The sequence below is a fragment of the Flavobacterium zhoui genome (assembly GCF_042787235.1).
Taxonomy (GTDB): Bacteria; Bacteroidota; Bacteroidia; order Flavobacteriales; family Flavobacteriaceae; genus Flavobacterium; species Flavobacterium zhoui.
On sequence record NZ_JBHZPY010000027.1, the window covers coordinates 1 to 2,711 of the forward strand.

Below are 2,711 nucleotides of genomic sequence, written 5' to 3' on the forward strand. Positions count from 1 at the left end.
ATTTGGCGGCTTTATCAAGTTCGCCGTTGAAGTAATAGGCGTTTCCCAATTTTTTAAACATATCTACCGATTTATATCCTTTTTCCGCTACTCTTTCATAGGTTTTTATAGCATCTATGTAAGCATAGTTATCGTATTTTTTATCGGCTGCAGTTACCCTAGCTTTTTGGGAGTAAATGTTAAATGAAAAAACACTTACTATTGTTATGTAAAGGAGTGTAATATTTTTCATAATAATTAATTTTTAGAAGAATCTTGGAGTAATAATTTTATTGTTATTTTTAAATATTTCATAGCGTAGAAATATTTCGTGTGAACCGGTATTATAATTGTTTAAATTAGTCGTTTCATGATCATATCCGTATCCTATATATAAACCTTCTGAAACTTGAAAACCAACCATAGCGCTTAATGCAGCACTCCATCTATAAGCAACTCCTACGATAAATTTGTCATTGAACATAAAATTTCCAGAAATATCCATTTGAAGAGGAGCACCTTTTATCATTTTGGTTAAAATAGCAGGTTTAAATTTAATAGAAGAGTTCAAATCAAATACATAACCGGCAATTAAGTAATAGTTGATCTGTTCTTTAAATATTGCCACTTCATTATCATCATAGCGGTTAGTTTGTATAAAATTCGGAACGGAAAGACCGACGTATGCTTTATCCGAATGCCAATAAACCCCAGCACCAATATTTGGGGAGAATTTATTACTGTAATCATGTAGAGCAGGGTCATCATCAGCTGGATTTAATCGGGTTACATCGAGGTCGAAAAGATTAGCAGTTGCCTTTACTCCGAATGAAAGCTTAAAAGTCTCGGAAGTTGGGACAGTATAGGACAAATCCGCCGAAATGATATTTTCATGCGTAGGACCAATTTTATCATTTATAACTGATACTCCCAATCCTAAATTATTGGAGTTTAATGGCGTATTTATAGATACAGCATTAGATACAGGTGCGCCTTCGAGTCCAACCCATTGCGTACGATGTAGTGCAAAAATACTCAAAGCGCCTCTAGATCCTGCGTAAGCTGGATTAATATTGATAGTGTTGTACATATATTGAGTAAATTGAGCGTCTTGTTGCGCAAAACTTACCATGGCTGTAAACATCAAAACGAAAGAAAATAATTTTGTTTTCATAGTAGATATTTATTATTTATTTATCTATCGAATTTACTTGTAAGAATCCGGTAGGTTAATGATAAATTTGATTAGAGTTTATCGTTCAAGAAAAAGGTATATGGGTTTTATGTTTATTAAACCTGAGGACAAAAGTCCTCAGGCATTAAATTTATTACTTAGTAAGGTATAGATACCCGTCTTTTTTATTAGTTATTATGTTTCCTACACCGTCCACCGAGGTATAATTTAAGATGTAAAAATAAGTTCCAGTTGGTAAACCCGATGATTGGCTTATCGTTGTTCTACCTTCAGAGATACCTTTGAACACTTTGCTGGTATTATTATAAGCAGTAGTTTCATATACTAATACACCCCAACGGTTGTAAATTTCAACTGTATTATCGGGATAGCAATTTGTATCATCAATATTATCGATAATAAAATTTTCATTAATTCCATCACCATTGGGAGAGAAGGCATTATGAACTGTTACGTTTCCGCAACCTAATACAATACCTGCGCAATCATCATTAATACTAATTTTTACGATTAAAGGACAGTTTCTATATGGAACTTTGTATTCAAAATTATAATCACGAATATTTAAGCCAAAAGGAGAAAATATACTTCCTTGGAATTTACCCGTGTTATCTATGTCTGTCCAAGTTCCATTTATTGGAGTTCCTATTGGTAATAAGGTTTTTAAATCGATATTCAATTGACTATCTGAATTACAAGCTGAACTTTCTATTGTAAGAGGAGCGGTTACTTTCAATACCAGTTCTTGATCTGCGGTGCAACCGTTGTTTACTTTGTTATAAGTTCCAGCAGTAGTGTACGTAGTATTATTCACAGACCAAATATAGCTTGCACCAGAATAGATTGTTACAGGAGTAGACACTTTGGTTGGTTTCGGCTTTACGGTCAACACTAATTCCTGGTCTGCAGTACATCCGTCGTTTGTTTTGGTATAAGTTCCGGCAGCAGTGTAGGTAGCATTATTAAGTGACCAAGTATAGTTTTCACCAGAACAGATGGTTATTGGAGTGGATACTTTCGCTGGTTTCGGAGTTACGGTCAACACTAATTCCTCGTCTGCAGTACATCCGTCGTTTGTTTTGGTATACGTTCCGGCAGCAGTGTAGGTAGCATTATTAACTGACCAAGTATAGTTTTCACTAGAACAGATTGTTATTGGAGTGGATACTTTCGCTGGTTTTGGATTTACGGTCAGCACTAATTCTTGGTCTGCAGTACATCCGTCGTATGTTTTGGTATACGTTCCGGCAGCAGTGTAGGTAGCATTATTAATTGACCAAGTATAGTTTTCACCAGAACAGATTGTAATAGGAGTAGACACTTTACTTGGTTTTGGATTTACGGTCAGCACTAATTCTTGGTCTGCAGTACATCCGTCGTATGTCTTGCTATACGTTCCGGCAGTAGTGTAGGTAGCATTATTAATTGACCAAGTATAGTTTTCACCAGAACAGATTGTAATAGGAGTAGACACTTTACTTGGTTTTGGATTTACGGTCAGCACTAATTCTTGGTCTGCAGTACATCCGTCGTATGT

General features: G+C 35.2%; 2 protein-coding genes and 1 pseudogene. All 3 read right to left on the bottom strand.

The genetic code is table 11. The features are described 5' to 3' along the window. Positions 1 to 232: pseudogene (locus tag ACFX5F_RS16135) on the bottom strand (OmpA family protein); the annotation flags it as partial. A gap of 12 nt (positions 233 to 244) precedes the next feature. Continuing rightward, positions 245 to 1,153, bottom strand: a complete 909-nt coding sequence (locus ACFX5F_RS16140; protein ID WP_379853051.1) for a PorP/SprF family type IX secretion system membrane protein — start codon at positions 1,151 to 1,153, stop codon at positions 245 to 247. Positions 1,154 to 1,307: 154 nt separating this feature from the next. Further along, a partial coding sequence (locus ACFX5F_RS16145; RefSeq protein WP_379853052.1) for a T9SS type B sorting domain-containing protein occupies positions 1,308 to 2,711 on the bottom strand: 1,404 nt, incomplete at its 5' end.